Genomic DNA, 25,129 nt, shown 5'->3' on the forward strand with positions numbered 1-25,129 from the left:
TCGAGATACGCAAGCGGGCCTTCCTGACCAGAGTAGAGGGCGCTGGCGCCCGAAACTGCTCACGACTCACAACGCGGCGATACTTCCCAACCGAAGAAACCGTGAACGCTGCTTACGATACTGCAAAAGCATGGCTTGAACAGTAATGACATGCATTCCCGACCATAGCACTCAGCCTTTGTCGGGGCGCCGCAGGAGGCTCGCCGCCATCGCAGCCAACAATGCCACGCCGAGCAACAGTACAGCCCAAAGTCCCCAACGCTTCCAGTCCATCGCCGCAGTCGTCGGTACATCCACCTCAGTCGACTGCACGGCAGCGACATCGACCTGTGCCACAGCCAGCGAAGCCAGACGCTCATCCGAATATCCGGGGATCAGGGTGCTGACGGGAAGCGCGGCCGATGTGACATCGCCCCTTCCTACCGCGAGTCGGTAGGGCGGCTCGCCGCGCGCCAGGAACACCAGCTGGGTGGCGCGGACAGCGAAGGCCGCGGTCGGTGCCTGATCGCCCAGGCCGCCGCCACGCGCGTCGATCTTCATGCGCAGATGGCGCACCGGCCAGGCCGGTAAGGCCAATTCATCCTGAAGTACCTCGTGACCATCCTGCCGCAGCCGATAGAGCACACCACGGGCAAGCGGCCGCCAGGGATCCTTCTCCAGCACGCGCGCCTCGAACGAGGCTGGGGCCAGGGTGTTGGGCTCGTCCAGGTTGATGCGCAGGCGCTGGAGGGGCAGCGCTTGCGGCAATTGCCATTGGTAATGCCCATCGTTCATGGCCTGCGCCTGCATCGGTTCGGACCAGACCAGCGGCGCCGGGCTGCTCGCCTGGCGGCGACTGCGCAGCGTCACCGCGTCCAGCTCCGGCGCCTGCCGCGGGCTGTCCCAGAGCAGCCGGATGTAGCGTGCCGAGCGAGCGGGCAGTTCCACCTGGCGCTGATCGATCCTGTCGCCTGCGAAGCTCAGGCGCGCCACCTGCCCCTCGCCCCAGCTGCGCCATTGCTGCAGGTCGTCGCTGGCCTCGATGGCGAAATGCTGAAAGCCCTCCTCGCCGCCACTCCAGCTCAGGTCGAGGCGCACCAGCGGCGCATCGATGGCGCTGGCGTCGAGCAACCAGCCGCGCAACTGGCGCTGCGCGGGCGCCGGCTCGTCGCCAGTCAATTCGATCAGGGTACCGTCGGTGCTGCGTTGCACGCGCAGGCGCGGCACATCGCTCTGCTGTGCATCGGCGTGCAACGGGAACCAGCGCACGCCGTGCTCCTGTTCCTCGTCGCGCGATTCGCTTTGGCCTGGCAACAGCGCGTAGGCCTGGGCCTGACCGGCGCCATTGAAGATACGCAGGTCACGCAGATCAGCATGCCGAGCGGCGTAGTGCACGGCCATCGGCAGCTCGACCCGATACCAGGGGCCTGCCCCATCCAGCGTCAGCGGCAGCAACTGGCGATAGTCCTGCGGGCGCTCCTCGGCCTGTACGCAGGCGATCAGCGACAGGCCAAGGGCCAGACAGGCAGCGATGATTCTCAAGACAACGACTCCTTGTTCGCAGGGGTTTCATCGGTCTTGCGCGGCGGTAGCGGGGCAAAATAGCCCACCACCAGGAGCAACACGCCGACACCGATGAACGACACGATGCGCTCCAGCCCGCCACGATTGCCCAGCTCGATGAAGAACAGCTTGGCCACCACCAGAGCGATCAGCGCGGCGCCGACCAGCCACAGCTCGCGACGCACGCGGAGGTGGCCGAACAGCATCAGCGCCAGGGCGATCAGGGTCCAGACAATGGACAAGCCGGCCTGCACCAGCATCGAATCGAACAGCGCCGGGCTGTCCCAGGCGACACCGCCCCAGTGATGAGCGGTACGCATCACCATCACCGTCAGCAGGGCAAACAGCGACAGTCCCGCCACACCCTGCGTGATCTGCAGTGCACGCGCAGATTCCAGGCCGAAACGCGGCAGGGCGAATCGCCCCCATACGACCAGCGCGCCCAGGCACAACAGCAGCCCCAGCTCCAGCGGGTTGAACAGCGGCAGATAGGGCAGCGGGTCGCTGTCGCCGGCACTGTTGGCGTTGGCCAGCCAGAACCAGACGAGCATCAGCGCGGCCAGCGGCGCCGCTGCCCACAGGCGGTATTCGCGCTCGAAGCCGGCCACCGGCCAGGGCAGGCGACGCGCCTGCGCCATGACCCAGAGATAGGCCGTCGGCAGCAGCGCCCAGCCCAGCCAGCGCCAGGCATTGTAGTGATCGGCTAGGCTCAGCAGCAGGTAACGCAGTTCCAAAGCCAGCACGCCGATCAGCAGCCAGCAGCCAAGCACATGGGCGACACTGGCCACCTGGCTCGGCAGCAGATCGGTCAGGCGCCGCAGTGCCAGCAGATGCACCGCGATCACGGCAGTCCACCCCAGCCAGCCAAAGTTCGCGCCCGGATGGTAAAGCGGATGCCAGGCATAAATCAGGATCAACCCGGCTACCGGGGCCAGCAGGCTGCACAGCACCGCCAACTCGCGCCAGCGGGTGCGCAGGGCCAGCAGCATCCAGATCAGCACCGACAGTGCCGCCAGCACCAGCAACGCGCTGGCTTGCAGATCCGGCGCCACGAAGCGCAGCACTTCGCTGCTCACCGCCAGTGCCCACCAACTAGCGCCCCAGGCCAGCAGCAGCTGGCCCAGGCGCTGCAGGCTGACGCCATCGATGCCCGTCTCACGACCGCCGCGCGCCAGGCTATGCAGGCGCCAGGCACCGACTTGCGCGGCGAGACCCAGCACGGCAGGCGTCCAGAAGCCGGTATGCGCTAGCGGCGACAAGCCTTCGCCGCTGATCCCCGCCAACAACAGCGGCCCCGCAGCAAGAAAGGCCAGGCCGGCGAATACCTGCAGCACCAGGCTGAACAGGAAGGCCGCACGCTGCTTCAGATACAGCCCCAGCCAGAGAATCAGCAGCCCCGTACCGCCCCATACCGCCGCGGCTGCGACCCAGGGCAGAACGAACAGCACGGCCAGATTGATGAACACCAGGCCCACCAGCATGATCGCCGACAGTGCGCCGAGCAGCCGGCGGTTCTCGCGGATGTGCGGATCACGCGCCGCCAGCAGCATGCCGGCAATCAGACTGAAACCGACCAAGGATGCAGCCAGCAAGCCGAACCATCCGGCGCTGAAACCACCAGTGCCAGATAGCGAATCCAGCGCCATCTGGCCGAGGAACAGCAGGCCACCGAGCAACTGGATGGCGAAGGCGCTGTAGACGAAGCTCGGCGCGGCAATACGCAGCCCGACGAACAAGGTCGCCAGCCCGGCCAGCGCCCAGGCAATCGCCGTACCGGGCGCCTCGAACAGCAGCGGCGCAATCAGATAGAGGAATGCCAGACCGGCCAGGCCAAGCCAGGGCAGCAGTCGGTTCTCCCAGGCATTGGCGAGTTGCGGCGCCTGGCGCAGTTGCCAGTAGCTGAACAGCAAGGCCATACCGAGCATCAGTGCGCCCAGCGGCGAACCGTCGAGCAGGCTGCTGTAGCCGAAATCCAAACCACTGAGGAAAGCCAACGCCGCGCCCACCTGCAACAACAGAGCGAAGGCACGCGCCAGCGGCCTGCCCTGACGCAGACCGAGCCAGTAGATACCGGCGCCTTCCACCGCCCAGGCAGCGCTCGTCCAGCGCGTATCCAGACCCAGCGGGATGGCCAGGCTGGCGAATACCACGCCGAGCGCCAGGCAGGTTTCCACCAGCAGCAACGCTCGTTCGCCGGCGCGCGCCTTGAGTACGCGCGCCAGCAACAGATAGAACAAGCCAAGACCAAGGGCGCTGAACGCCGCAGCGAACTCGATATGGCTGACCAACGCCACTTGCAGGCCGAAGCCGACCAGCGGCGGGCCGAACAGCGTAGTGGCATCGACATAGTCGCCACGGCGCAGCGACCAGCGCAGCAGCTCGTCCCGCGCCTCGGGCGCATCCGCTGCGTCACGCAGGGTGCGGCGAGCGAACAGCAGGCCGATGGCCACGTACATCAGGAAGAACAGGATCAGGAAGGGCTGGGTGCTCCACAGCAGCTCTGGCGTGTAGGAACGCAGGCCCCAGGCGAAGCCGATACCGAAGGTGCCGACGAAACCGATCAGGTTGAGCAAGCGCCAGGCCTTGAACCAGGCGATGGCGAAGATGCCGGCATTGAGCAGCGCGAAATAGGAGAACAGCGCGACATGGCTGCCGCTACCAGTCGCTGTGAGGATCGGCGCGGCAAAGCCACCCAGAGCCGCCGCAGCAGCCAGGCCAAGGGCATTCTGCTGCACCGAAAGAATGGCCGAGAACAGTGTGACCGCGACCAACAGCCCCAGCGCCATGCCAGGGTCGAGCAGCGGATGCAGGCGCATGGCGGCGAAGACCGTCAGGTACAGCACAGCGATACCGGTGCCCTGCAGCACCAGGGCGTAGTTGCGGTTACGCCGACGCAGCCACCAGCCCAGGCCGAGCAAGGCCAGGGCACTGGCCGCAACGCCCATGTAACGCAGCTCTACCGGCACCTCGACGCCCTCGGTGGCGTAGCGCAGCAGGAAGGCCAGGCCGAGGAACAGCAGCACCACGCCGATCCGCAACACGGTGTTGCCACCAAACAACCAGGCCTTGGCGGCGGCGATGCCACGCTCGATCAGATTCGGTTCACGCAGCGCCTGTTCACGCCAAGGGCTTTGCTGGGAAGCCGGCTGCGGCTCGGGGATGACCTGTGCAGCAAGCTGGACAGGTTGCTCGGCTGGGAGCGCCTCCAACTCCGGTAGCGTCCAGTCCAGCTCCGGCACGGGCTCTTCGGCAACGACCGGCTCAGGCTGCACCTCCGGCTCGGACGGGGCTTCGGCTTCGGCAGGTGCTGCGGCCGGGGAAGGTTCCGGCTCGCTGCGCTCGCCCTGCTCCACCTTGACCAGGCGTTCGTGGATCGCGCGGGTACCGCGGTCGAAGCGCTCGGCGAAGTCCTTGAGCTGCGCGGCCAACTGCGCGTTGCGCGACTCCAGCCCTTGCAGGCGCAGCGCCTGGCCCAGACTGAGCCCCATCAAACCGCCAAGAATTGCGCCCGTGGCCGATTCGCTGGCGCCCATGCCGAGCACCAAACCGACCAGCATGAAGATCCATTGCATGCGTTATGTTCCGATCCAGAGAAAAGGTCGCCTCGCGTTCCTGCCGCCCGAGACGGGCACACAGTATAGGAGCCGCATCGACCAACACCCAGAGAGACGACTGCCAAGCCGTTCACAGGCACAACGCATCGCAATCAGCCGCCAGCCGGTGCTTCACAAACGCTACGCGCCCGCTATTATCGCCGCCCCGTGACAGCAGCGGCGCAGACCGCACGATAGCCAACCATGATGAAGCCCCGCCTGATAGCCGCCGCCGAGATCGACCGCCTGGAAACCTGGGCCAAATATACGGCCGACATGTGCCACAGCTGCATCTCCAGCTGCTGCACCCTGCCGGTAGAAGTGCGCCTGAACGATCTGATCCGCCTGGAACTGGTGGACGAGTTCGAACGCAGCGAGCCACCGAAGAACATCGCCAAGCGCCTGCAGAAGGATGGAGTGGTCGAACGCTTCAACCAGAAGTCGGGCATCTTCACCCTGACGCGCATGTCCAACAACGACTGCCTGTTTCTCGATCGCAAGACGCGCCTGTGCACCGTCTACGACAAGCGCCCGGACACCTGCCGTCATCATCCCAAGGTCGGCCCGCGGCCGGGGTATTGCGCATACAAACCGAAATAAGGGTTGCGACGCGGATCTATCCTAAGAACCGCGGCGCAGGCCAATGACCCGGCCAACGCAGGCCGGCTGAGGCAATCCCTGATGCTCGCTGGCCAGGTGCGCGACCTTGCCTGCCACTTGCGCGTCGAACGGCGCCGCGCGGCCGGCAGCGCTGTCGATGTTCATCAGCATCTGCTCGCTCTCCGCGAGGCTGGCGTTCTCGCCAGGTCGATACAGTGCGTGGTGGATATGCAGGCGTTTGCCGTCATGCGCCAATAATTGCGTGCGCACTTCCACCCGCTCGCCCTCCTTCACTTCCGCCAGGAAGTTGAGGTGACACTCCAGGGTGTAGAGCGTGTGTCCAGTACGGGCACGACCGGCTTCGTCCAGGCCCAGCACGTCCATCAGCGCATCGGTGGCGTGACTGAAGATCAGCAGATAGAAGGCATCGCGCAGGTGGCCGTTGTAGTCGACCCAGTCGTTCTGGATGCTGGTTTGGTAAGTGACAAGGGACATGCTCTGTCTCCCGTGGTCCGGCCCGCTGGGCAGTTTGATCTGTATCGGAGGAACTCGGTTTCGAACTGGTGGGAGCGGACCTGTGGGAGCGGACTTGTCCGCGAATGGTTTGGCACTGTGCCAGGTCTTTTTCGCGGACAAGTCCGCTCCCACAAACAGCTCGATAGCCTCAAAACTTCGACACTCAGTCGGCGAACGCAAAACCGTGCTTGGCCTTGGTCTGGCGAATCGCCTCCAGCACCGCCAGCAGGCAGTCGTCGCGGTAGCGCTCCAGGGCATTCAGGCTGCGTTCGCCCTGCTGCTCCGCCGTGCCTTCGACCACCGCGTCGATCAGCTCCTCGGTAAGCTCCGGCGCCTCCAGATATGTCCAGGGCAGTTTCAGCGCCGGCCCGAATTGGGCCATGAAATGGCGCATGCCGGCCGGGCCGCCGGCCAGGGTGTAGGTCAGGAAGCTGCCCATGAACGACCAGCGCAAGCCGGCACCGAAACGGATCGCATCGTCGATCTCGCCGGTGGTCGCCACGCCGTCGTTGACCAGATGCAGCGCCTCGCGCCATAGCGCTTCGAGCAGGCGGTCGGCGATAAAGCCCGGCACCTCCTTGCGCACGTGCAAGGGGCGCATGCCCAGAGATTGGTAGACCTGCATGGCGGCCTGCACCGCCTCGGGCGCGCTCTTTGCCCCGCCCACCACCTCCACCAGCGGCAACAGGTACACCGGATTGAATGGATGGCCGACCACGCAACGCTCAGGGTGCGTGGCACCCTCGTAGAATTCGCTGGGTAGCAGGCCCGAGGTGCTGGAGCCAATCAGCACGTTCGGGCGCGCGGCGGCGCTGATCTTCGCGTGCAGTTCGCACTTGAGTTCGAGGCGCTCGGGGGCGCTCTCCTGGATGAAGTCGGCATCGCGTACGCAGTCCTTGATGCTGTCGACGAAGCGCAGGCGCTCCAGCGAGGCAACTGCCGCCAGGCCCTTTTTCTCCAGCGCCGGCCAGGCATTGGCCAGACGGGTACGCAACGCAGCCTCGGCACCGGGCGCCGGGTCCCAGGCGATCACGTCGAGGCCATGGGCCAGGGCGCGGGCAATCCAGCCGGCGCCGATCACCCCGGTGCCGAGTGCGGCGAAAGTCTTGATATCGGTAACGAAGGTCATGGTTGAACTCCGGTAGCCCGGATGCAATCCGGGGCATGGCAGGTAAAGTTTTCCCGGATTTCATCCGGGCTACGGGGCTGTGTAGGAGCGAATTTATTCGCGAAAATCGCGGCACAATCGCGAATAAATTCGCTCCTACAGCCTGGCCTTGAGCTTCATCCTTTCCCGCCCCTCGGCCGGGGTCAGGGCGCGGCCGCCGAGGCGCTCGATGATCTCGATGGCGCGCTCGACCAGCTGGCCGTTGCTGGCGTGCACGCCGCGATCCAGCCAGATGTTGTCCTCCAGGCCGACCCGCACGTTGCCGCCGAGCAGCATGGCCTGGGCGACCATGGGCATCTGCATGCGGCCGATGCCGAAGCCGGCCCAGGTGACGCCCGGCGGCAGGTTGTCGGCCATGGCCTTCATGGTCGTGGTGTCGGCCGGCGCGCCCCATGGGATGCCCAGGCACAGCTGGATCAGCGGATCGTCCAGCAAGCCTTCCTTGATCATTTGCTTGGCGAACCACAGGTGGCCGGTGTCGAAGATTTCCAGTTCGGCCTTCACCCCCAGCTCGGTAATGCGCTTGGCGCCGGCGCGCAGTTGCGCCGGGGTGGAGACGTAGATGAAGTCGCCGTCACCGAAATTCAGCGTGCCGCAGTCCAGCGTGCAGATTTCCGGCAGCAGTTCCTCGACATGCGCCAGGCGGGTGATCGGCCCGACCAGGTCAGTGCCGGCGCCGAATTCCAACGGCTGCTCGCCCTGGCCGATCTCCAGATCACCACCCATGCCGGCAGTGAGGTTGATGATCACGTCGGTGTCGCTTTCGCGGATGCGCTCGACCACCTCGCGGTACAGCGCCACATCGCGGCTCGGCTTGCCGGTCTGTGGATCACGCACATGACAGTGGGCGACGGTGGCGCCGGCCTTGGCCGCCTCGATGGCAGCCGCCGCGATTTCCTTGGGCGTGACCGGGATCGCCGGGTGCTTGCCGACGGTGTCGCCAGCGCCGGTCACCGCGCAGGTGACGATAACCTCGTAGTTCATTTTCGACTGTCCTTTCCGGGGGCGAACGGAAGCCGACGGCAGGGCCGCAGGCGTTGAGCAAATAGGGAAATCAGCGCCGGTTAAACCGGCGCTCGTGTATCAGTTGCCGGCGACCAGCGACGCGCTGGCGGGCTTGCCGTCCAGGGTGGTGACGCCATCGAGCCAGGCCTCGACCACCTGCGGATTGGCCTTGATCCAGTCGCGCGCCACCTGCGCAGGCTGCTTGCGATCCATGATCGGCTGCATCAGCTCGGCTTCCTGCGCGCTGGTGAAGCGCAGGCTGGTCAGCAGCCGGTTGGCGTTGGGACAGCGCTCGGCGTAGTCCGGCGCGGTAACGGTGGAAACCGTGGCGGCACCATCGTTGGGGCCGAACACGTCCTCGGTGCCGGTCAGATAGGTGATCTGCATCGACAGGTTCATCGGGTGTGGTTTCCAGCCAAAGAACACCACGGGTTTCTCATTGCGCACGGCACGGCCAACGGCGGCGAGCATGCCGGCTTCGCTGGACTCCACCAGTTTGAAGCCGCCAAGGCCGAACTGGTTGGAGTCGATCATCTTCTGGATCGCCGTATTGGCGCCTGAGCCGGCCTCGATGCCGTAGATCTTGCCGTCCAGTTCATCCTTGAACTTGGCGATGTCGGCCAGGGTTTTCAGGCCCTTGTCTGCGGTGTATCTGGGCACGGCGAGCACGGCCACGGCATCATCCAGCGACGGCTCGGCCGCGACCTTGACCGCGCCGGCATCGAGGAAGGGTTTGATGTTGTCGTCCATGATCGGCTTCCAGTAACCGAGAAAGGCGTCGATCTGGCCCTTCTGGATACCGGCGAAGATGATCTGTTGCGAAGCCTGGGTCTGCTTGGTTTCGTAACCGAGACCCTGCAGCAACTCGCTGGCGACGGCGGTGGTGGCGACCACGTCGGTCCAGCCGACGGCGCCAATGCGAACGTTCTTGCAACTGGCATCGTCGGCCAGCAGGGAGGTACTGAACAGGCTCAGGGTGCAGCACGCGGCCAGTGCGGTAAGACCTTTCATCTGGGTGCTCCTTATCGTGTCACAGCGGTTTTATTTCGTTTTTCTAGAGGCCATGACGGCCCCCACCGTGCTCGGGTTCGTAGTCGCCCGATGACGTCACCTTACGCCGGGACACGCTGTATTACCCGCACTCTGCCGACCGTTAATTGACCCATACCGACTATTTTTTTCACAGCACGCTATTCGGTTGCTAGGCTGTGATTTCGTCGGAGTCCGCATGCCCTGCGAAATCCATCCCGGATTGCATCCGGGCTACCAGCAACCCTGTTCGCCACCTACATGCCCCAGACCTTCTGCTTCCTGCTGCTGCCCGGCTTTTCCATGATGGGCCTGATGTCGGCCATCGAGCCGCTGCGCGTGGCCAATCGCTTTCGCGGCGAGCTGTATCGCTGGCGTTTGCTCAGCCAGGACGGTAACGCCGTGCAGGCGAGCAATGGCATGTCGCTGAACGTCGACGGTGCGCTGGAACTGCCGGAGGCAACCCGGGCGCTGTTCGTGGTGGCCGGTTTCGAGCCATTGGCGCACTACGACCACCACCTGGCGCACTGGCTGCAACGGCGCGAGCCGGAGCTGGCTGTGCTTGGCGGCATCGACACGGGCAGCTTCGTGCTGGCCGAGGCCGGGCTGTTCCAGCACCAGCGCCTGACCCTGCATTGGGAAGCCATCGATGCCTTTCGCGAGCGCTACCCGGCGCTACTGGTGACCCAGGAGCTGTTCGAGATCGACGGCAAGCGCATCACCAGTGCAGGCGGTACCAGCAGCCTGGATCTGATGCTGGGGCTGATCGGCCAGGAACACGGCGAGACGCTTGCGGTGCAGGTCTCGGAACAGTTCGTGGTCAGCCGTATCCGCACGCGCCTGGATCACCAGCGCATGCAGGTGGCCAGCCGCTACGACCTGCACAACAAGAAGCTGGTGCGGGTGATCGGCGAGATGGAACGCCAGTGCGAGCAACCACTGTCCAGTGAGGCGCTGGCCGAGCAGGTAGGCATCAGCGTACGTCAGCTGGAGCGCCTGTTTCGCCATCACCTGGGCACCACGCCATCGGCCTTCTACCTCGACCTGCGCCTGGACAAGGCGCGCCAGTTGTTGCGCCAGAGCGACCTCAGCGTGCTGGAGGTGGGCCTGGCGTGCGGCTTCGACTCGGCCTCGTACTTCTCGCGCTGCTACCGCAGGCGCTTCGCCGCCAGCCCCAGCCAGGATCGCCGCGAGCGGCTGGACTGAATGCACAGCTGCCCGTAGGAGCGGCTTCAGCCGCGAAGCTTGCAGTCGCGACATCGCGGCTGAAGCCGCTCCTACAGGTGACGAGGTGCGCAGGGCGAACATATCCGTCCGCGACCTCGGCTTGACGCTTTCGGCAAACCCCCAGTCGTTTTTGTACCGGGTCGGCCAGCCCCCCAGGGATAAGCTCTCCCCAAAGCGCCGACAGCCGTCTCGGCGCATCAGTATTAGGGGACAAGCCTGATGAGCCCAGCCGAATTGCACGCCGACAGCATCGTCATCGACGGTCTGATCATCGCCAAATGGAACCGCGAACTGTTCGAAGACATGCGCAAGGGCGGCCTGACCGCGGCCAACTGCACCGTGTCGGTATGGGAAGGGTTTCAGGCCACCGTCAACAGCATCGCTGCCAGCAGCAAGCTGATTCGCGAGAACAGCGATCTGGTGATGCCGGTACGCACCACCGCCGACATCCGCAAGGCCAAGGAGCTGGGCAAGACCGGCATCATCTACGGCTTCCAGAACGCCCATGCGTTCGAAGACCAGATCGGCTACGTCGAGGTGTTCAAGCAGCTCGGCGTGGGCATCGTGCAGATGTGCTACAACACCCAGAACCTGATCGGCACCGGCTGCTACGAGCGTGACGGCGGCCTGTCCGGCTTCGGTCGCGAGATCGTCGCCGAGATGAACCGCGTGGGCATCATGTGCGACCTGTCGCACGTCGGCTCGAAGACTTCCGAGGAGGTCATCCTCGAGTCGAAGAAGCCGGTGACCTACTCCCACTGCCTGCCTTCCGGCCTGAAAGAGCATCCGCGCAACAAGTCCGACGAGGAGCTGAAGTTCATCGCCGACCATGGCGGCTTCGTCGGCGTGACCATGTTCGCGCCGTTCCTGGCCAAGGGCATCGACTCGACCATCGACGACTACGCCGAAGCCATCGAGTACGTGATGAACATCGTCGGTGAAGACGCCATCGGTATCGGCACCGACTTCACCCAGGGTCACGGCAAGGAATTCTTCGAATACCTGACCCACGACAAGGGCTACGCCCGTCGCCTGACCAACTTCGGCAAGATCATCAACCCGCTGGGCATCCGCACCGTGGGCGAGTTCCCCAACCTCACCGAAACCCTGCTCAAACGCGGCCACTCCGAGCGCGTGGTGCGCAAGATCATGGGCGAGAACTGGGTGCGCGTACTAGCCGACGTCTGGGGCGAGTAAGCCTTTTTAACAGCCCCTCTCCCTAACCCTCTCCCGCAAGCGGGAGAGGGGACTGGCCCACAGAGCACCGCAGTGGCTCTGCTCCCCTCTCCCATTTATGGGAGAGGGGCCGGGGGAGAGGGCAAACAACCAACGAATTCTGGAGCTAAAAACACATGGCCACCCACGCCCCCGAAATGCCCATCCTGGTCGACGACGAAACCGGCGTCTGGACCACCGACGCCCTGCCGATGCTCTACGTGCCGCGGCATTTCTTCGTCAACAACCATATCGGCATCGAGGAAGTGCTCGGCGCCGAGAAGTACGCCGAGATTCTCTACAAGGCCGGCTACAAGTCCGCCTGGCACTGGTGCGAGAAGGAAGCCGAGTGCCATGGCCTGTCCGGCGTAGCGGTATTCGAGCACTACATGAAGCGCCTGTCGCAGCGTGGCTGGGGCCTGTTCAAGATTGAGTCGATCGACCTCGACGCCGGTACCTGCGAAGTGCGCCTGGATCACTCGGCCTTCGTCTACGTCTACGGCAAGTGCGGGCGCCCTGTCGACTACATGTTCACCGGCTGGTTCGCCGGCGCCATGGATCAGATCCTCCAGGCTCAGGGCAGCAGCATTCGCACCGTCGCCGAGCAGGTCTACGGTGCCTCGCAGGAAGGCCACGACCACGGCCTGTTCCGCGTCAAACCGCTCTAAACAATAACGACAGGAGGGAGGGCTTCACGCCACTGAAGCACCTCCGACCAGAGACCCCAGGCCGCTTTCCGTGAGGGTGCCGCAATGGCTTTTGAAGCAATGTTCCAGCCGATCCAGATCGGCAAACTGACCATCCGCAACCGCGTGCTCTCCACTGCGCACGCCGAGGTCTACGCCACCGACGGCGGCATGACCACCGAGCGCTACGTCAAATACTACGAAGAGAAAGCCAAGGGCGGCATCGGCCTGGCCATTTGCGGCGGTTCGTCCGTGGTCGCCATCGACAGCCCGCAGGAGTGGTGGAGTTCGGTCAACCTGTCCACCGATCGTATCATTCCGCACTTCCAGAATCTTGCTGACGCCATGCACAAGCACGGCGCCAAGATCATGATCCAGATTACCCACATGGGTCGTCGCTCGCGCTGGGACGGTTTCAACTGGCCGACCCTGATGTCGCCGTCTGGCATCCGTGAACCCGTACACCGCGCCACCTGCAAGACCATCGAGATCGAGGAAATCTGGCGCATCATCGACAACTACGCGCAAGCCGCACGTCGCGCCAAAGAGGGCGGCCTGGACGGCGTCGAGCTGTCCGCCGTGCACCAGCACCTGATCGACCAGTTCTGGTCGCCGCGCGTGAACAAGCGTACCGACGAATGGGGCGGCACCTTCGAAGGCCGCATGAAGTTCGGCCTGGAAGTGCTCAAGGCCGTGCGCAAGGAAGTCGGCGACGACTTCTGCGTCGGCATGCGCATCACCGGTGACGAATTCCACCCGGACGGTCTGTCGCATGAGGACATGAAGCAGATCGCGGCGTACTACGACGCCACCGGCATGCTCGACTTCATCGGCGTAGTCGGCTCGGGCTGTGACACCCACAACACGCTGGCCAACGTCATTCCGAACATGAGCTTTCCGCCGGAACCCTTCCTGCACCTGGCGGCCGGTATCAAGGAAGTGGTCAAGGTGCCGGTGCTGCACGCGCAGAACATCAAGGACCCGAACCAGGCCACGCGCATTCTCGAAGGCGGCTACGTCGACATGGTCGGCATGACCCGCGCGCACATGGCCGACCCGCACCTGATCGCCAAGATCAAGATGGGCCAGATCGACCAGATCAAGCAGTGCGTCGGCGCCAACTACTGCATCGACCGCCAGTACCAGGGCCTGGACGTGCTGTGCATCCAGAACGCCGCGACCAGCCGTGAATACATGGGCGTGCCGCACATCATCGAGAAGACCACCGGCGCCAAGCGCAAGGTGGTGATCGTCGGCGGTGGCCCGGCCGGTATGGAGGCCGCGCGCGTAGCCGCCGAACGTGGCCACGACGTGACCCTGTTCGAGAAGCAGGAACAACTGGGCGGGCAGATCACCCTGGCCTCCAAGGCTCCGCAGCGCGATCAGATCGCCGGGATTACCCGCTGGTACCAGCTGGAGCTGGCGCGTCTGGGCATCGACCTGCGCCTGGGCACCGGCGCTGACGCGGCGAGCATCCTCGACCTGCGTCCGGACATCGTGGTGCTGGCCAACGGCGGCCATCCATTCCTCGAGCAGAACGAACACTGGGGCGCTGACGAAGGCCTGGTAGTGAGCAGCTGGGACGTGCTCTCGGGCAAGGTTGCACCGGGCAAGAACGTGCTGGTGTACGACACCATCTGCGAATTCACCGGCATGTCCGTGGCCGACTTCCTGGCCGACAAGGGCGCGCAGGTGGAGATCGTCACCGACGATATCAAGCCGGGCGTAGCCATCGGTGGTACCAGCTTCCCGACCTACTACCGCAGCCTGTACCCGAAAGAAGTGATCATGACCGGGGACCTGATGCTGGAGAAGGTCTACCGCGAGGGCGACAAGCTGGTCGCCGTGCTGGAGAACGAATACACCGGCGCCAAGGAAGAGCGCGTGGTCGACCAGGTGGTGGTGGAGAACGGCGTCCGTCCGGACGAAAGCATCTACTACGCACTCAAGCAGGGTTCGCGCAACAAGGGTCAAATTGACGTGGAGGCGCTGTTCGCGATCAAGCCGCAGCCTTGCCTGTCCGAGCCGGGCGATGGCTATCTGCTGTTCCGCATCGGCGACTGCGTGGCCCAGCGCAACACCCACGCGGCGATCTACGACGCCCTGCGCCTGTGCAAGGACTTTTAAGCAGCCGCAAGCCGCAAGCTGCAAGCTGTAAGCAGGGGCGCCCGTCGCCTTTAGCTTGAGGCTTGCAGCTTGAAGCTTGTAGCTGCCCCTCGGGGGCTCTCATGCTGAATACCATTCTTCCCATCCTGCTCTTCGCTGCCCTGGCACTGGCCGTGCTGGGCGCGCTGAAGCGATTTTTCATGTGGCGCCGCGGTCGTCCTGCCAAGGTCGACTGGATCGGCGGCCTACTGAAGATGCCGCGCCGCTACCTGGTGGATCTGCACCACGTGGTCGAGCGCGACAAGTACATGTCCAAGACCCACGTGGCCACCGCCGGTGGTTTCGTTCTTGCGGCCGTGCTGGCCATTATCGTGCACGGTTTCGGTCTGCATAACCGTATCCTCGGCTTCGCCTTGCTGGGCGCCACGGTGCTGATGTTCGTCGGCGCCCTGTTCGTCGCCAAGCGTCGTCTGGATCCGCCCTCGCGCCTGTCGAAAGGCCCGTGGATGCGTCTGCCCAAGAGCTTGCTGATGTTCGCGGCCAGCTTCTTCATCGCCACGCTGCCGGTTGCCGGGATTCTGCCCGCGGACTTTGGCGGCTGGGTGCTGGCGGCGATCCTCGCCGTTGGCGTGGCCTGGGGCGTGTCCGAGCTGTTCTTCGGCATGACCTGGGGCGGCCCGATGAAGCACGCCTTCGCCGGCGCCCTGCACCTGGCATGGCACCGCCGCGCCGAGCGCTTCGGCGGCGGTCGTTCGACTGGCCTGAAAGCCCTCGACCTGGACAATCCGAAAGCCCCGCTGGGCGTGGAAAAGCCCACCGACTTCACCTGGAACCAGCTACTCGGCTTCGACGCCTGCGTGCAGTGCGGCAAGTGCGAGGCCATGTGCCCGGCCTTCGCCGCCGGCCAGCCGCTGAACCCGAAGAAGCTGATCCAAGACATGGTCATCGGCCTGGCCGGTGGCAATGACGCCAAGTTCGCCGGTTCGCCCTACCCCGGCAAACCGCTCGGCGAACACAGCGGCGGTCCGCATCAGCCGATCGTGTCGCTGCAGGGCAAGGCGCTGGTGGATGCCGAGACCCTCTGGTCGTGCACCACCTGCCGCGCCTGCGTCGAGGAGTGTCCGATGATGATCGAGCACGTCGATGCCATCGTCGATATGCGCCGCCACCTGACTCTGGAAAAGGGCGCCACCCCGAACAAGGGTGCCGAGGTGCTGGACAACCTGATCGCCACCGATAACCCCGGCGGCTTCAATCCCGGCGGTCGCCTGAACTGGGCCGCCGACCTGAACCTGCCGCTGCTCGCCGACAAGCAAGAGACCGACGTGCTGTTCTGGGTCGGTGACGGCGCCTTCGACATGCGCAATCAAAGAACGCTGAGGGCCTTTGTGAAGATCCTCAAGGCTGCCGACGTGGACTTCGCCGTACTCGGCCTGGAAGAACGCGACAGCGGCGACGTGGCGCGCCGCCTGGGTGACGAAGCGACCTTCCAGAACCTGGCCAAGCGCAACATCGCCACCCTGGCCAAGTATCGCTTCAAGCGCATCGTCAGCTGCGACCCGCACAGCTTCCACGTGCTGAAAAACGAATACGGCGCACTCGGCGGCAACTACCAGGTTCTGCACCACAGCACCTTCATCGAAGAGCTGGTGCGCAAGGGCTCGCTGAATCTCGGCCAGAGCAAGGCCGCCAGCGTCACCTACCACGACCCCTGCTACCTCGGCCGTTACAACGGCGAGTACGAAGCGCCGCGCGCGGTACTCAAGGCCATCGGCATCGAGGTCAAGGAGATGGAACGTTCAGGCTTCCGTTCACGCTGCTGCGGCGGCGGCGGCGGCGCGCCGATCACCGATATCCCCGGCAAGCAACGTATTCCCGACATGCGCATGGTCGACATCAAGGAAACCGGCGCCGAACTGGTGGCCGTGGGCTGCCCACAGTGCACCGCGATGCTCGAAGGCGTGGTCGCCCCGCGTCCGGAAATCAAGGACATCGCCGAGCTGGTTGCCGAAGTGTTGATCGAAGCCACCGAAGTACCGGCCAAGCGCCCGAACACCAAGCGCGAAGCGGCGGAGGTGCAGTGAACGCGACCGACGTAGGGCGGGTGCAACCCGCCAGCATCTGCCCGGCGGGTTGTACCCGCCCTACACACAGCCTGGAGGCCTTGGAATGAGCGACATCATCCGCCGTGACCCACGCGCCGAGTGGATCGCCCGCAACCGCCTGCACCCGTTGCATGCGTCGATGCAGAAGGCCGAAACCAGCTGGATGGGCCCCAACGGCATCATCCGCAAGAACCCGCACGCCATCGCCGCCGGTTTCATCGGCCCGGCCGGGCTCAAGCGTATCGACCGCAGCGGCGCCCAGCAGGGCACGGCCGGCAAACGCAGCAGCGCCAGCGTCGAGGTGCAATTGCCGCTGCACGTCGTCGAGCAACCGGCATTCCACATCTGCGTGGTGCCGGACATGGTCGGCGGCCGTCTGTCCAGCCATGACAAGGACCTGCTCGGCCTGGCCCGCAAACTGGCTGGCGATAGCGGCGCGGTGGTGGCGATCGTGTTCGGCGAGGACAAGGAAAGCGCCTTCGACACGGCCGGCGTCGACCGTTTGCTGCGTATCGTCGGCGACACCTTCGACGGCTACGCGCCGGAAGCCCGCGGACTGGCGCTGAGCGCTGTGGAAAGCCAACTGGCGCCGCGTCACTGGCTGCTGCCAGACAGCCGCACCGGCGGCGGAGAACTGGGCCGGCGCCTGGCTGCCAAGCTCGGTGAGCGCCCTGCAACGCGCGTCTGGCAGGTTGCCGGCGAACAGGCCATCGGCCGTGCCGGCAGTGGTCAGCAGGATCTCCAGCGCGCGCTGCCACGCCTGATTCTGGCCGCGGCCGAATGCGCCGAGCCGGTCAGTGAGACCCGCCATGAAGTCCGTCCGCTGGAGCTGGCCGGAAAGGTCGCCCACAGCCTGCCGCGCATCGAGGACCTGGGCCCGGTGGCCGTGGACCCGGCGCAGATTCCCATGGCCGAGGCCGAATTCATTCTTTCCGGCGGCAACGGCGTGAAGGACTGGGACCTGTTCCACCAAGCTGCCGTCGCCCTTGGAGCAACCGAAGGCGCCTCGCGCGTGGCGGTCGACGATGGCTTCATGCCGCGTGATCGTCAGGTCGGTGCCACGGGGACCTGGGTCACCGCTCGCGTCTACCTGGCCGTCGGTATTTCCGGCGCCATCCAGCACCTGCAAGGCATCGGCGCCTGCGACAAGGTGGTGGCGGTGAACATGGATCCCGGCTGCGACATGATTAAACGTGCCGATCTCTCGGTGATCGGCGACTCAGCGGCGATCCTGCGCGCGCTGATGGAGCGTGTCGCCGCCTGGCGCCAGGAGGGCAAGCGTGAAGCGGCCTAATCCTCACGAATACTCTCTCGTGGGAGGGCCTTCAGCCGCGACAGATCGCGCGTATGGCCATATCGCGGCTAAAGCTGCCCCCACTGTTCGAGGTTGCCCAAATGACTGATCTGAATATCGTCGCCCTGGTGTCGGTCGGCGCCCATCCGACCTCAGCCCGCGCACGCCGCGCCGAGCAGGATGCCCGCGCGGTGGAACTCGGCCTGCGCCTGGCCGGGCAGAATCTGCAATTGCTGCATGCCGGCGACCCGCAGGCCGAAGCGTTGCGCGGTTACCTAGGCATGGGCCTGGAACAGCTCGACGTGCTGGAACAGCCGGAAGGCGCAGACGCCCTGCCGCTGCTGGTCGACTACCTGCAAGGCAGTCGCACGCAGTTGGTACTCACCGGCAGCCAGGCGGAAACCGGCGAAGGTTCGGGCATGCTGCCGTTCCTGCTGGCCGAACGTCTGGGCTGGCCGATGGTGGTCGGCCTGGCCGAAGTGGAGAAGGTCGAGAACGGCGTGGCCCAGGTGCTGCAAGCCCTGCCACGTGGCCAGCGCCGTCGCCTCAAGGTACGCCTGCCGTGTGTCGCCAGCGTCGATAATGCGGCCCCGGTCGCACGCCAGAGCGCCTTCGGCCCGGCTCGCCGTGGCCAGGTCGAAGCCCACGAAGTCACGGTGATCGACGATCCGCTGCTGGCTGAGGCCAGCCTGCAGCCAGCCAAGCCGCGGCCAAAACGCCTGAAGGTGATCAAGGCCAAGACTGGCGCCGAACGGATGAAGGCGGCGACGGCCAAAGCCAGTGGCGGCGGCGGTCAGGTGCTCAAGGATGTCTCGCCACAGGACGGCGCGGAGGCTATCTTCAAGCTGTTGATCGAAGAAGGCGTCCTGCGCTAACGGGCGGTTGGAAAACCGTCTGCCTTGCCGCTTCGCCTACGCTGTTAAAACCAGCTTTGCCACAAGGAGTCATGACCATGATGCACGCCGACCTGATCGACCAGGAAGATTTCCGCGAACGCCTGGTTGCACTGGGGCTTAGCATTCCCTCGGGCGCCACGCCAGAGCAATCCTGCGAGCTGGCCGTCAGCGGCCTCAGCCCGGAGCGTGCCGTAGCCCTGCGCCGCCTGGTGGAAGAGTTGCTCGGCGGCAACGCCACGCTGCTGCCCAATGTGCGCGAAGCCATCAGCCGGCACCTGCTGCCAGCACTGGTACCGAAGCAGGCCTGACTTAGATCGGTGGGCTGAAGCCCACCCTACGACGACTACAATGCACCGCGCTGGGTGGGCCGGGCAGCGATCCGCTTCAGCCCACCACAAACAGCCAACACAGAACACCACTCAAAACGAAACGGGGCGCCAGTGGCGCCCCGTTTTTCATTGCCGCTCGGCTCAGATCCGCACACTGGCGAAGGTCGATTCGCCCTGGGCGCGACTCAACGCCAATACCGCACTGGAGTTTATCTGCTGCTGTTCGGGAATCGGCAGCAGCACCACCAGGTTGTGTCCCTGCTGGCCGGCACGCTCGTCGCGCGGCGGAATGCCGAAGTATTCGCGGTAGCACTTGGAGAAGTGCGGAGTGGAAACGAAGCCGCATACCGAGGCCACTTCGATGATCGACATGCTGGTCTGCTTGAGCAACTGACGCGCACGAATCAGACGCAGCTTGAGGTAGTAGCGCGACGGCGAGCAGTGCAGGTACTTCTGGAACAGACGCTCGAGCTGGCGACGGGAAATGTCGACGAAACAGGCCAGCTCGTCGAGGTCGATCGGCTCCTCTAGGTTGGCCTCCATCAGGGCGACGATCTCCTGCAGCTTCGGCTGATTGCTGCCGAGCATGTGCTTGAGCGGTACGCGCTGATGATCCTGCTCGTTGCGAATACGTTCGTAGATGAACATCTCGGAAATGCCGGCAGCCAGTTCACGCCCGTGCTGCTGGCCGATCAGGTGCAGCATCATGTCCATCGGCGCGGTACCGCCGGACGAGGTGTTGCGATTGCGGTCGATGGAGAACAGGCGGGTGGTGATGGCCGCGCGCGGGAAGGCTTCCTGCATCGAAGCGAGACACTCCCAGTGCACGCTGCAATCGTAACCATCGAGCAGCCCGGCCTTGGCCAGCGCCCAACTGCCGGTGCATACGGCGCCAACCTGACGGCCCTGGCGTGCCTGCAATTGCAGCCAGCTGACATGCTCACGCTTGACGCTGTGCTGGATGTCCACACCGCCGCAGACGATCACCGCATCCAGTGCCGGAGCATTCTGCATGGCGGCATCCGGGGTGATCTGCAGGCCGTCACTGGCGCTGACGGGCAGGCCGTCGAGCGTGAGCGTGTGCCAGCGATACAGCTCCTTGCCGGAGAGCTGGTTGGCCATGCGCAGGGGCTCCACCGCCGAGGCAAGGGAAATCAGAGTGAAATTATCCAGGAGCAGGAAGCCAATGGACTGGACGGCACGATTCTGGGGTTGCGCCCCTTGGCTGGACTGCGACATCGATGAAACCCTCACGCTAAGCACGGTATCGGTCCGACAGTGGCGGACCGTAGTTTTGTTATGTGCTGATTCGAGACCAGCTGGTCATATAAATCAGGCAAAGCCCATGCCGAAATTGATCAAGCCTTCAATAAAAAAACATGCCCTCGCCAACCGGGCTTTCCAAGGCTCGACACTGCACCTGCAAATGAGCCGGGAAGCCCGTTCTCAAGGGCCTCTGTGCATTTCGGTAGCACTACGAGGATAACCTCCACACAGAGGTTCATAGGGAGTAACGGATGGGCGGTAACAGCCCCCTGAGACGGTCGTTCCAGACCGGATTGGAACGCACCAAAAGCTGGCGAGAAACACCGCATTCGCCCCAGCCCGGCTCAAATGCGGTTTGCCTCGAAATGGGCGATTCGCAACCCCGGCATCCGTACATTCACGGATGGAAAGTGGCGCCGTAAACGATCGGCAATTTTCTTTCCGTGCCCGCTGCGTTCCCACCCCATCCGCAGAGGTAACAGATAAAGAATGGCAAGCGGCCATGCTGGGTATGCGGAGGTCGTTTTTCACCATGCAGGCGGCCCGCCATTTGCTTTTTAGTCAGCAACTGAATCCCTCTTTCGAACAGGCAGGTGTGATCCATGAACAAACTCGCTCATTGGCTAATCGCATTCGGCCTGTTCTACGGCTCCGGCCTGCAGGCCGCCGAGGCCGAACGCTGTGAGCTGATCACCCTCGCCGATGTCGGCTGGACCGATATCACCATGACCACAGCCGTCGCCCGCCTGGTACTGACCGATCTCGGCTATCGCACCCAGGTAAAGCGGCTGTCGCTGCCCGAGACCTATCAGGCGCTCGCCGACGGCAACGTCGATGTCTTTCTCGGCAGCTGGATGCCGGCACAAGGCCAATTGGCAGAGTCCCATCTGCAAAGCGGACGCATAGAAAAGCTGCAAACCAACCTGCCCAGCGTGCGCTACACCCTCGCGGTACTGCAGCCTGCGCATGAAGCAGGCCTGAAGGACTTCGCCGATATCCATCGCTTCAAGGACGAGCTGCGTGGCCAGATCTACGGCATCGAACCTGGCAACGAAGGCAACGAAATGGTCAAGACCATGATTCGTGAGAACGTCTTCGGTCTGCGTGATTTCACCTTGGTGGAAAGCAGCGAGAAGGGCATGCTCAACCATGTCGAACGCGCCCAGCAGATGGGTCGCTCCGCGGTATTTCTCGGCTGGGAGCCGCACCCGATGAACGATCAACTACGCATGTTCTACCTGTCCGGCGGCGATGAGTATTTTGGCCCTGATTATGGCGCGGCGCAGGTCAATACCGTCACACGCGGCGGCTTCGCCAACGAGTGTCCGAACGTGGCCCAGCTGTTTCGCAACATGGTTTTCACCATCGCAGCGGAAAACCAGTTGATGAGTGGCGTACTCGAAGGCAATACCAACCGACGGCGCGTGGCCAAACAGTGGATGGACAAGAATCCCGAATTGGTCAACGGCTGGCTCGTCGGCGTAAGCAGACGCCCCTGAGAAATGCATTAAAAAATCCGTAAAAATCCGGTTAAAGACGATAAAAAATCGGCATATTGCTCGTTCATACAAAACTCGAGGCGATCGTTTCCCTCCTGTTGTGGTGATTGCATCGGCTGCCAGTAATCATCGGGCCGCGCACGAACCTTTTCGACGCAAAATGATCTTTTTCAACTTGCCGCTGTCAATTTTTTTCAACACAAGCGCAGCCCCCGTCCTATGGCGCCTGCAGCCCGATCAGCGAGCGGGAAACCGCGCCGTACGCGGGTTTCAGGGTTGGCCTGAGGGTAAAAAAGTCTGTTAAGGTTTTTAACGCGTGTGCCGCACCACTCATTCGAAACCTCACCAAGGGAGGGATTAAAAATCGTGGACTTATCCCACACCGCCAGCTCGATAGCATGTGGAAAATCGCTAAACACGCAGCGGACAGCGCCATGTCGTCGCCCAACATGTCAGAGTCGCAAACCGATAATTGCGCAGCCTCCAAGGCTATATCGTTGAGTCAGCCGATGACGTCGCTGCCGACTCCTCAGAGGAGCGGCAGACTGGGGCCCCACAACCCCGGACCGAAGAACAGATAAGCGCTGGCCCACCTCCACGGGCGCCGGCCCAACAAGAAATTTCGGATGTACGCATGCTCCAGGACGGAGCATGAACCCCCAAGGGACTGGATTTCGAAACACTGCCAGAGGGTTTGGAAAGCGGTTTGCAGCACGGCAAGGCAACGATCACTCTTCTACACGATTCAACGGCGCGACGGTCTATGACAACCGCCTGCGTTTCGTCTGAACGTGCCCGAGTTCAGGCTCCTGCCAGCGCAGCGAAACGTTCGCCAACCTCGACTTTCAGAAAACACCCACAGATATCAGAGGTCTGTCACCGCGGTTCTACGCTTCGATGATGCGTACCCAGCCGTGCCAGCGCCCACTGGATGCCGATTGAAGGGGAAATGTCCCATGCAGTCTGGAAAGATCGTGGTCGAACACCTGTACAAGGTTTTCGGCTCAAACCCACAAGAAGCCATTGGCTTACTCAAGGAAGGCTGGAGCAAGGAAAGGATCCTCGCCGAGAAAGGCGCGGTAATCGGAGTCAGCGACGTGTCGTTCAGCGTCGAGGAGGGCGAGATCTTCGTCCTCATGGGCCTTTCCGGCTCCGGCAAATCCACCCTGATTCGTCTGATCAACCGCCTGGTCGAGCCCAGCGCCGGTGATGTCTACATCGACGGCCAGAACGTGGCCAAGCTGCCGCAATCGCAGCTGATCGAACTACGCCGTCGCGACATGAGCATGGTCTTCCAGTCCTTCGCCCTGATGCCCTCGCGCAGCGTGCTGGACAATGCCGCCTTCGGCCTGGAAGTCGCTGGCGTCGGGCGCAAGGAGCGCGAGCAGCGTGCGATGGAAGTGCTCGAACAGGTCGGCCTCGCCCCCTTCGCCAGCAAGTATCCGCACGAGCTCTCCGGCGGCATGCAGCAACGCGTCGGCCTGGCCCGTGCCCTGGCGGTGAACCCGTCGATGATCATCATGGACGAGGCCTTCTCCGCCCTCGACCCGCTCAAGCGCCGCGAGATGCAGGACGTGCTGCTGGAGCTGCAGAAAACCCACCGCCGCACCATCATCTTCGTCTCCCACGACATCGAAGAGGCCATGCGCATCGGTACCCGCATCGGCATCATGGAAGGCGGCAAGCTGGTCCAGGTCGGCACCCCGCAGGAACTGATAGAGAAGCCGGCCAACGACTACGTGCGCAACTTCTTCGACACCGTCGACACCAGCCGCTATCTCACCGCCGGCCAGCTCAAGGCCGACAGCGTGCCGACCTACGTGCACAACGGCAAGGCGCCGGACGCGGCGAAGATCTGCAAAGAGCTGCAGGCGCTGGACAAACACTACGCCTTCATCGTCGACGAGCAGAACAACTTCCAGGGCTCGATCAGCCTCGAGAAGATCGCCCTGATGGTCGACGGCGACGAGCCTCGGCCGCTGAATTCCGATGCGCTCAAGCAGGTGGTTCCGGTTCCTGAAAACATGCCACTGGAAGACGTCATCACCCGTCTGGTGGACAACGAAGGGCCGATCCCGGTGGTGGATGCCGAAGGTCATTATTGCGGCGCCATCAGCAAGGGGCGTCTGCTGACCCGCCTGCAGGGGGAATCCAATGAGTGACAAGAAACTCGACCTGGGCAGCTGGGTCAACGACGTGGTCCAGCACCTGCTGGACAACTACAGCGGTGTGTTCGACAGCATCGGCCAACTGGTCAGCGGTTTCTCCGAGGGCATCGAGAACCTGCTGATGCTGCCGCCGGCCTGGCTGCTCATCGCCATCTTCGTCGGCCTCGGCCTCTGGCGCATCGGCGTACGCTTCGCGATCTTCACGGCGGTGGCGTTCATCCTCATCGTCCTGACCGGCTTCTGGGAGCAGACCGTGGTCACCCTCGGTCTGACCTTCTCCTCGACATTGATCAGCCTGCTGCTGGGCATCCCGCTGGGTATCTGGGCCGCACGCAGCGAGCGCGTGGCGACCATCATCCGGCCGATTCTCGACTTCATGCAGACTATGCCGGCGTTCGTCTACCTGATCCCGGCGGCGATGCTCTTCGGCCTGGGTCGCGTGCCCGGCATCATCGCCACGGTGATCTTCGCCATGCCACCGGCAGTGCGCCTGACCAGCCTGGGTATTCGCCAGGTGAACAAGGAAATCGTCGAGGCCGGTCAGTCGTTCGGCTGCACCAGCCGCCAGCTGCTGTTCAAGGTGCAACTGCCCAACGCCATGCCGTCGATCATGGCCGGGGTCAACCAGACCATCATGATGGCCCTGTCGATGGTGATCATCGCCTCGATGGTCGGTGCAGGCGGCCTGGGTAACGACGTGCTGGCGAGTATCCAGCGCCTGGATATCGGTCTAGGCTTCGAAAGCGGCATGGCCGTGGTGTTGCTGGCGATCATCCTCGATCGCATCACCGAAAGCTTCGGCACCAAACAGACTGCCAAGCGCGGCGTGTTCGCCTGGTTCAGCGGCAAACTGCAGCGCCAGTAACTACTTTTTCACTTCACAGG

At 63.8% G+C, this 25,129-nt stretch carries 20 protein-coding genes; 12 read left to right on the top strand and 8 right to left on the bottom strand.

The window, feature by feature from the left end:
* Positions 1-171 precede the first annotated feature (171 nt).
* Both P3C50_RS07510 and P3C50_RS07515 read right to left on the bottom strand, forming a co-directional pair.
* Positions 172-1,521, bottom strand: coding sequence for a DUF3999 domain-containing protein (locus tag P3C50_RS07510; protein ID WP_275545517.1), 1,350 nt, complete (start codon positions 1,519-1,521; stop codon positions 172-174).
* Entirely contained in the window at positions 1,518-5,114 is a 3,597-nt protein-coding gene (locus P3C50_RS07515) for a DUF2339 domain-containing protein (protein WP_275545518.1), read from the bottom strand. Before P3C50_RS07515 ends, P3C50_RS07510 begins: the two co-directional genes overlap by 4 nt.
* 225 nt (positions 5,115-5,339) lie before the next feature.
* On the opposite strand from P3C50_RS07515, the gene P3C50_RS07520 reads away from it, so the two are divergent.
* On the top strand, positions 5,340-5,735 hold the full coding sequence (locus tag P3C50_RS07520; RefSeq protein WP_011920733.1) for a YkgJ family cysteine cluster protein: 396 nt from the start codon (positions 5,340-5,342) through the stop codon (positions 5,733-5,735).
* A gap of 21 nt (positions 5,736-5,756) precedes the next feature.
* Here P3C50_RS07520 and P3C50_RS07525 read toward each other — a convergent pair whose 3' ends face one another.
* The 4 genes from P3C50_RS07525 to choX form a co-directional block, all read right to left on the bottom strand.
* Positions 5,757-6,230, bottom strand: coding sequence for a thioesterase family protein (locus tag P3C50_RS07525; protein ID WP_275545519.1), 474 nt, complete (start codon positions 6,228-6,230; stop codon positions 5,757-5,759).
* 184 nt (positions 6,231-6,414) lie between these two features.
* On the bottom strand, positions 6,415-7,380 hold the full coding sequence (locus P3C50_RS07530; RefSeq protein ID WP_275545520.1) for an L-carnitine dehydrogenase: 966 nt from the start codon (positions 7,378-7,380) through the stop codon (positions 6,415-6,417).
* 135 nt (positions 7,381-7,515) lie between these two features.
* The gene (locus P3C50_RS07535) at positions 7,516-8,403 is read right to left on the bottom strand and encodes a 3-keto-5-aminohexanoate cleavage protein (RefSeq protein ID WP_275545521.1); all 888 of its coding nucleotides are present in this window, start codon (positions 8,401-8,403) and stop codon (positions 7,516-7,518) included.
* A 99-nt stretch (positions 8,404-8,502) separates the two neighbouring features.
* Positions 8,503-9,435 carry a choline ABC transporter substrate-binding protein gene (choX, locus tag P3C50_RS07540; protein ID WP_275545522.1) on the bottom strand — a complete coding sequence of 311 codons (933 nt, stop codon included), beginning with the start codon at positions 9,433-9,435 and terminating at the stop codon, positions 8,503-8,505.
* Between the two features lie 279 nt (positions 9,436-9,714).
* Between choX and P3C50_RS07545 the strand changes: the two genes are divergently transcribed.
* The 8 genes from P3C50_RS07545 to P3C50_RS07580 all read left to right on the top strand — a co-directional run bounded on the left by P3C50_RS07545 (position 9,715) and on the right by P3C50_RS07580 (position 19,290).
* The gene (locus tag P3C50_RS07545) at positions 9,715-10,659 is read left to right on the top strand and encodes a GlxA family transcriptional regulator (RefSeq protein ID WP_275545523.1); all 945 of its coding nucleotides are present in this window, start codon (positions 9,715-9,717) and stop codon (positions 10,657-10,659) included.
* 240 nt (positions 10,660-10,899) lie between these two features.
* Positions 10,900-11,877 (top strand): dipeptidase, encoded by a 978-nt coding sequence (locus P3C50_RS07550; protein ID WP_013713683.1) that lies wholly within the window; start codon positions 10,900-10,902, stop codon positions 11,875-11,877.
* A 155-nt stretch (positions 11,878-12,032) separates the two neighbouring features.
* The gene (locus P3C50_RS07555) at positions 12,033-12,563 is read left to right on the top strand and encodes a 4-vinyl reductase (protein WP_197857998.1); all 531 of its coding nucleotides are present in this window, start codon (positions 12,033-12,035) and stop codon (positions 12,561-12,563) included.
* An 84-nt stretch (positions 12,564-12,647) separates the two neighbouring features.
* Positions 12,648-14,708 carry a dimethylglycine demethylation protein DgcA gene (gene dgcA, locus P3C50_RS07560; RefSeq protein WP_275545524.1) on the top strand — a complete coding sequence of 687 codons (2,061 nt, stop codon included), beginning with the start codon at positions 12,648-12,650 and terminating at the stop codon, positions 14,706-14,708.
* A gap of 101 nt (positions 14,709-14,809) precedes the next feature.
* Positions 14,810-16,771 carry a dimethylglycine demethylation protein DgcB gene (gene dgcB, locus P3C50_RS07565; RefSeq protein ID WP_275545525.1) on the top strand — a complete coding sequence of 654 codons (1,962 nt, stop codon included), beginning with the start codon at positions 14,810-14,812 and terminating at the stop codon, positions 16,769-16,771.
* An 85-nt stretch (positions 16,772-16,856) separates the two neighbouring features.
* The gene (locus P3C50_RS07570) at positions 16,857-18,086 is read left to right on the top strand and encodes an electron transfer flavoprotein subunit alpha/FixB family protein (protein WP_275545526.1); all 1,230 of its coding nucleotides are present in this window, start codon (positions 16,857-16,859) and stop codon (positions 18,084-18,086) included.
* A gap of 101 nt (positions 18,087-18,187) precedes the next feature.
* Positions 18,188-18,961, top strand: a complete 774-nt coding sequence (locus P3C50_RS07575; RefSeq protein ID WP_275545527.1) for an electron transfer flavoprotein subunit beta — start codon at positions 18,188-18,190, stop codon at positions 18,959-18,961.
* A 77-nt stretch (positions 18,962-19,038) separates the two neighbouring features.
* Positions 19,039-19,290: a hypothetical protein gene (locus P3C50_RS07580; RefSeq protein ID WP_275545528.1), complete on the top strand. Its 252-nt coding sequence runs from the start codon at positions 19,039-19,041 to the stop codon at positions 19,288-19,290.
* 162 nt (positions 19,291-19,452) lie between these two features.
* Here P3C50_RS07580 and P3C50_RS07585 read toward each other — a convergent pair whose 3' ends face one another.
* Entirely contained in the window at positions 19,453-20,550 is a 1,098-nt protein-coding gene (locus P3C50_RS07585) for a GlxA family transcriptional regulator (protein WP_197858004.1), read from the bottom strand.
* A 424-nt stretch (positions 20,551-20,974) separates the two neighbouring features.
* Positions 20,975-21,181: a hypothetical protein gene (locus P3C50_RS07590; protein ID WP_275545529.1), complete on the bottom strand. Its 207-nt coding sequence runs from the start codon at positions 21,179-21,181 to the stop codon at positions 20,975-20,977.
* On the opposite strand from P3C50_RS07590, the gene P3C50_RS07595 reads away from it, so the two are divergent.
* The 3 genes from P3C50_RS07595 (at position 21,180) to P3C50_RS07605 (ending at position 25,109) form a co-directional block, all read left to right on the top strand.
* Positions 21,180-22,076 (top strand): glycine betaine ABC transporter substrate-binding protein, encoded by an 897-nt coding sequence (locus P3C50_RS07595; RefSeq protein WP_275545530.1) that lies wholly within the window; start codon positions 21,180-21,182, stop codon positions 22,074-22,076. The genes P3C50_RS07590 and P3C50_RS07595 overlap by 2 nt on opposite strands.
* A gap of 956 nt (positions 22,077-23,032) precedes the next feature.
* Entirely contained in the window at positions 23,033-24,238 is a 1,206-nt protein-coding gene (locus P3C50_RS07600) for a quaternary amine ABC transporter ATP-binding protein (RefSeq protein WP_275545531.1), read from the top strand.
* Positions 24,231-25,109: an ABC transporter permease gene (locus tag P3C50_RS07605; protein ID WP_197858007.1), complete on the top strand. Its 879-nt coding sequence runs from the start codon at positions 24,231-24,233 to the stop codon at positions 25,107-25,109. The genes P3C50_RS07600 and P3C50_RS07605 overlap by 8 nt, the downstream gene beginning before the upstream one ends.
* Positions 25,110-25,129 lie beyond the last annotated feature (20 nt).

Source organism: Pseudomonas sp. Marseille-Q0931, assembly GCF_940789645.1.
Classification (GTDB): Bacteria; Pseudomonadota; Gammaproteobacteria; order Pseudomonadales; family Pseudomonadaceae; genus Aquipseudomonas.